Annotated in this window: 3 protein-coding genes; all 3 read right to left on the bottom strand. The window is 42.1% G+C overall.

Translation table 11 applies throughout. The features are described from left to right. The coding region (locus tag AC1DPZ_RS20575) for a hypothetical protein (RefSeq protein ID WP_477406914.1) at positions 1–2,313 on the bottom strand (2,313 nt) is incomplete at its 3' end. A 14-nt stretch (positions 2,314–2,327) separates the two neighbouring features. Beyond that, positions 2,328–3,515, bottom strand: a complete 1,188-nt coding sequence (locus tag AC1DPZ_RS20580; RefSeq protein ID WP_477406916.1) for a DUF4249 domain-containing protein — start codon at positions 3,513–3,515, stop codon at positions 2,328–2,330. Positions 3,516–3,579: 64 nt separating this feature from the next. Next, positions 3,580–5,830 (bottom strand): TonB-dependent receptor (locus AC1DPZ_RS20585; protein ID WP_477406918.1); only part of this gene is annotated, 2,251 nt, incomplete at its 5' end.

A 5,830-nucleotide genomic window follows, 5' to 3' on the forward strand; every position in this document is an offset into this window, starting at 1 on the left:
GCCTTGTATTACCCCAATATAGGTACCAGGTTGGTCTGACGTATAAAATGACAGTTGTTTTTTACCATCGGCACCTGTATTTACCGATGGCGACCAATACAGTACATTCCTAAAATCGGGCATATGGCCTGAGGCCTCGGCATCGGTTTCATAAAGTGGTGAGTAAAACCGGCGCTCCTGTTGCAAACCTTCATAATCCAAAACCACAGCATGCGGATCTATTTCGGCACCGCCAAGATCACCTTTGTAGCTGGTAAAACTAAATATCCCATGCTCATACGATGGCCCCAGCGAGTAGTTATATGGCACATCCTCCAATTTCCAGATTTTGAGCGGATCAACCTTAAATACTTTATTCATGTCAAAAAACGGCACGCCATCTATCAGGATCATTGGGTCTTCATCTGCCAAAAAACCTATCCCGCTTACTACTTTTACCCGAAACCTGTTATTAGTATGAAATACGTTTGCCTCACGAATGTATTCACGCATTACTTCTTCCATGGTGGTAAAGCGGGTGTAGTTGTCTAACAGGTAAGTTTTGTAAGGCGTACCATAAAATGCTGTGGTATCCGGGCGAGGATCAATAAACTGCGTCATTTTTGCGCCATTGTAAATATTTTGCACCTGCATGGTCAATGCAGCATCTTCAAAGGTTGTTTGCAGGCCTGGTGTAACCTCAAAATGCGGCGTTGTTGCATTAGTAAACTGGTCAGAAAATGGAGTCAAAATATCTATCCGATAGTTGGTATCAACAGCAGTATTGGTTTCGGCAACAATTTCATTTGGCCCATAAAACTCTCGCATGTTAAACACCAGCTTACCGTGGACATCACTTTTAGCGGTATATAGCTGGATATGTTTACCCGGTATCCCAAGGTAGGCATGAATATCTTTTTCTGGCTGGTTAGTTAATCTATTAACAAGGGTGGCGGTAATAACAGGCCCGTTCAACTCGGGTAAGAAATTAAAAGTCGGTGTTTTTTTATTTAGCACATCATCCCAGGCAAAGCTCCGCCAGCCCTGGGTAAGCATCAGGTTGTCTGCAGCTTCATTTGCCACAGCGTTTTGATCATTAAAATAATAATCCGGCGATTCAATAGCCCCCCTCAGATCCGATCTTAGCCACAAATAGTTCAGGATATCTTCCCGGTCATTATGCTGCAATGAATCCAGCCGGTAAACAGATACCGAAAGGCTGGCAGTTATAGGTTTGTCGCCTGCACTTTGCGCGGTTATAGTAACATCAACTTTTTTACGAACAGCGTATTCAGCGGAGCTTGTGCTGGCGCTAATGGCCAGTTTTTTTGTTGGGCATTTAAAATAAAGGCGTTCACAAACCGGTTTTTTATCGACGCTAAAAATAGTTATTTGTGATATCCCCTCGCCAAGCCTGCTTTTATCTACAGTAAAATTGGCGGTGCCGTTGTTTACAGCAGATGATTGTACCGCTTTAACCACATGATGGCTTTGCGCAAAAAGAAAAACGTTGCCCGCAGGCAGATTTGTATTGACGCTAACCAAAAGTTGCCCGCTTCCATTATCTTTTAAACTCATTACGTAGCCCCTATCACTTATCATCGGAATCTCCTTTTGTATTACTTTGCCCTCAATTTTAATTAACGCGCGATAGCTGGCATTACTTTGAGGCTTGAAAACAAAACGACCAATTCCGAATTTCAGTGGCTCAAACCTGGCTACAGTATCATTGTGCTGATTTACAATTGCCCCCTTAAAGTTTAAGCCCTTGCCCCATTGATCGGCGGCTTTTACACCTACTACACTTTCTATACCATTAACCAGGTTGCCACCTTCAGGAAAAAACTGTATATCATAGGCGGCCAATTGTGCTTTCTCTACCTTTTGCGGACTTTTTAGCGGGTTTATAATGATTAGTTTTTTTGAAAAATAGTAATCAGCGTTAAAGTTTTTCATCCAGCTGGTGTAGGCCCTTAACACAAAATTACCCGTTGGCAAATTAACGGGGATATATAAGGAACCGTTTCCGCTGCCATCCTTCATAGCTATTTTTGTTTGCAAAACCGGCGTTTGCTTGTCATCAAGTACTTCAACATATACCACCTTGCTTAAACCAAGCGGTTTCATAAAAAAACCATCTACATTGTACACTTTAAACCAAAGTAATTCGCCTGCGGTATAGCCCTTTTTATCTGTATGCACAAAAAGCTTCTCCTGCAGCGCGTTTGATGTATAATCGTTAAAATTAGCCTGTACCTCGGGCAATACCTGCCCAAACAACCTGGTTATTGACATGATCGCCAAAGCGAAAAAAATGCTCGAAATTTTTTTCATGATCGAATATTGCTTTACTGCCAAAATGATGGTTTTTTATTTATTCCGCGTAAGGTACAATCCACACAAATAGGCGATGATGCAGCGTAACCTCCGGGTGCGTAATCAACCGTTAACACTAAACCCGAATAAATGAGGTTGTATACTTCATTAACATATATGGGCGGGATAGTTGGAATGGTGTTTGTTACTTTTCGGGCGTATAACAGTATATCCAGATGGCAGCTACCGTAAAGAGTCTCGGCTACCCAATTTGCCGGTAGACTGGCCTTATCAACAAAAATTCGTTTTTGCGTTACTTGTCCTACAGTAACAAAACCAATAACAGGCTCGTCAGGGTTACTGACACAATGTACGTTACCCGTTATCTCCGATGGCTGTGGGTCAAATATTCCACCAATCTGTTCTGTATTTTTCTTCAGCAACTCAAAATAATTAAATGCGTCAGCAGTAATTGCATATTGCTTGACCAAAATGCTATACCTGAAACGAAGCTTTTCTGAGTTAGCTGGAACCAGCGCCACTGGCGCGTTATTTACTTTATCGGCGGAAAGCTTTGCCGTTGTTGTGGTAATTATGGTGTTGGAGGTATCACTTATCCAGCAATTATATATTTTTTGTGCGGGAGTGCGGATATACTGAAAATCGGGAGGTGGCGCCGATGGGTTTTGAACTACCGTAATTAGTGATTCAAACGCGCTTTGTATCTGATAGGTTTCGGTATACTCCCATCTGTAATATTTACTATTGTTAGCTGCGTCATGTGTATCAACACCAATTTGCAAGCCGTTGCCGGTTATGGTAGTCCTCACACTATCTATTGCGGGCGAATTTTTTACAGGCACAAAATCCGAAGCGTATTTACTGCCGTTTAGCGTGGTAATTTTAAGACTGTACTTTTCGCCCGGGGACAAGTTTAAAGGCGCTGATACATAAGTTCCGTTACCTTTTCCTGTCAATTCAAAGCTTGCACCGCCAGCACCTTCAACGGTTACTACAGCCCCCAATTCGGGGTTCGATCTTGCATTGCTATCCAGGTTCACAGTACGACGTATGGTTATCGTGGTAGAATCGCCCGACGATATATTGCCATCAACAACCAGATAGCTGATTATTTTGGCCGAGGGGGTAATTGTGATTTGCTTTTTACAAGCCATCGCTCCCATCAATACAAACAATATGTATAGTATCCTTTTCATCATGTTAATTCCTCAAAAACATTCTTAAATAAATCAATCGCGCTATCATTTTTCCCTCTTATTAACATTAAAACCTGATATTATAATTTATAAAAGGTATGGGCCTGGCGAAAATGGACAACTGGTAAGAGTTAATTGCCCCGCCCTGCTGCTGAAAAAACGTTGAATACGCATTTTGTCTTCCTGTTAGATTATAAACCCCAACCGTCCACGAATTATGGAAGGTTTGGTGTATTTTATGGTTGCCATCTATATTGATCGAAAAATCGGATCTGAAATAGTCCGGGATCCTGTATTCGTTCCGTCCTGAATAAAACACGCGCTCGGCGCCATTTGAATAATATTTGGCAATGGGCAACGTAATGGGCCGGCCAGTGCTATAGGTAACATCCAGTGAAACACTATAACGGTGCGTTATGCGGTAATTACCGGTAAAATTAAAGCTGTGCGGTTTATCATAATTGGCCGGGTAGTATGCCCCACCATTAATCAGCTGACCAGCAATGGCATCATCCTGCTTTAAAAATGTGCGTGAGTAAGTATAATTAACCCAGCCGTTTAACTTGCCGGTAGTTTTACGAACCGATAACTCAACACCGTAGGCCTTGCCCCGGGTATTTAAAACTTCCTGCTCAACAGCATGGCTCATCACCAGTTTTGCTCCGCTTTTATAATCCAGGTAATTGTCAATGTGTTTATAATAAACCTCTACCGAAGTTTCGATGGTGTTTTGTTGGGCGTTTTGAAATACACCAAAAGACACCTGGCTGCCATACTGCGGTTTGATATTAGGATCGCTCAGTTTGTAAATATCAATGGGCGATATAGCAGTGGTATTTGAAAGCTGGTGAATATACTGGGCAAGCGTATTATAACTGGCCTTTAATGACAGGTCATCTTGTATATTGTAACGGGCAGATACCCTGATTTCGGGCCGCGAATATGTTTTTATTACTTTACCGCTGCCGTACCTGGTGCTATCAACAACGTTCAGCGGAGAGCGCGGCAAACCAGGCGCATAATTACGCACAGTTTGTGCGCCAAGGTAATTGAACAGCGAATACCTGATGCCTGCGCTAACGGTAAAGTTGGGCGTAATGTCAATTTTATCGCCAAGGTACAAGGCGCTTTCCAGTGCCTGCTCATCTGCCACCTTATCGGGTATTATTAATGAAGATGAGCTGTTTGGTGTTTCGCTACCAGGGTTTAATTTATAATAAATGGAGCTTAAGCCAAAATTAAGGGTATTGTTGCGGTTAAGGTAGTACGTAAAATCGGCTTTTAAATTTGTTTGGTTAATACCAAATTTCAGTTTGTAGGCATTAACGGGGTTTGCTGTACTGGCAATATCATATTTATAACCATCGAAACCAGCACTTAATAAGCTGTATAACCTACTGCTAAAATTGTGCTTCCACTTCATGTTGGCGTTTTTATTACTGTAGGTATAAGTAGTATCGCTGTTTAACCTGAAATTATCGTTACTTAAATAGGTAGTAATATAAATGTTATTGTCCTTATTAACCTGGTGGCTTAAATCCAGGTTAAAATCATAAAACGATGCATGGCTGTGTTTATATTCTTTTGGCAATAATTTTAACAACCAATCAGAATAGCTGGTGCGGCCACCAAAAATGAACGACGTTTTATCTTTCACAATAGGCCCCTCAACATTAAGCCTACTGGTAAGCAGGCCTATCCCCGCCGAACCCGTAAAGTTCTTTTTGTTGCCTTCACGGTCGGTAACTTCCAATACAGATGATAAACGTCCGCCAAACTTTTCGGGAATGGTACTTTTATACAGCTCAATTCCTTTTACAATATCTGGGTTAAATGCCGAGAAAAAGCCAAAAAAGTGGGCCGGGTTATAAATTGTTTTATCATCAAGTAATATCAGGTTTTGATCGGCGGAACCACCCCTTACGTTAAAGCCGGTTGTAGCCTCGCCAACGGTTTGTACACCAGGCAATGTAAGCACAATACGCAAAACATCGGCCTCGCCAAAAACAGCGGGTACCTGTTTTATACTTTTGATATCCAGTCGGCTTACGGCCATTTCGGTACTGCGTACATTTGCCACTTTATCTGCCGAGATCTTTACCTCTTTTAGCGTGGTTACCTGGTCCTGCAGTTCGATATTCAGTTCGCCGTCGGTATAAAGCATAATTTGCCTACGCGCATCTTTCATGCCTATACCTTTCACAATCAATAACTGTTTGCCACGGGGCAGCGCCAGCGTATAATAACCAAACTGATCTGTTGTAACCCCAATGCTGGTATTACTTACATAAATACTTGCGCCTGCTATGGGTACACCC

It is taken from the genome of Mucilaginibacter sp. P4_G9, from assembly GCF_056400985.1.

Bases quoted from the DNA above. Each gene is read 5' to 3' on its own strand.
- AC1DPZ_RS20580 (WP_477406916.1), bottom strand. From the start codon at position 3,515: ATGATGAAAAGGATACTATACATATTGTTTGTATTGATGGGAGCGATG.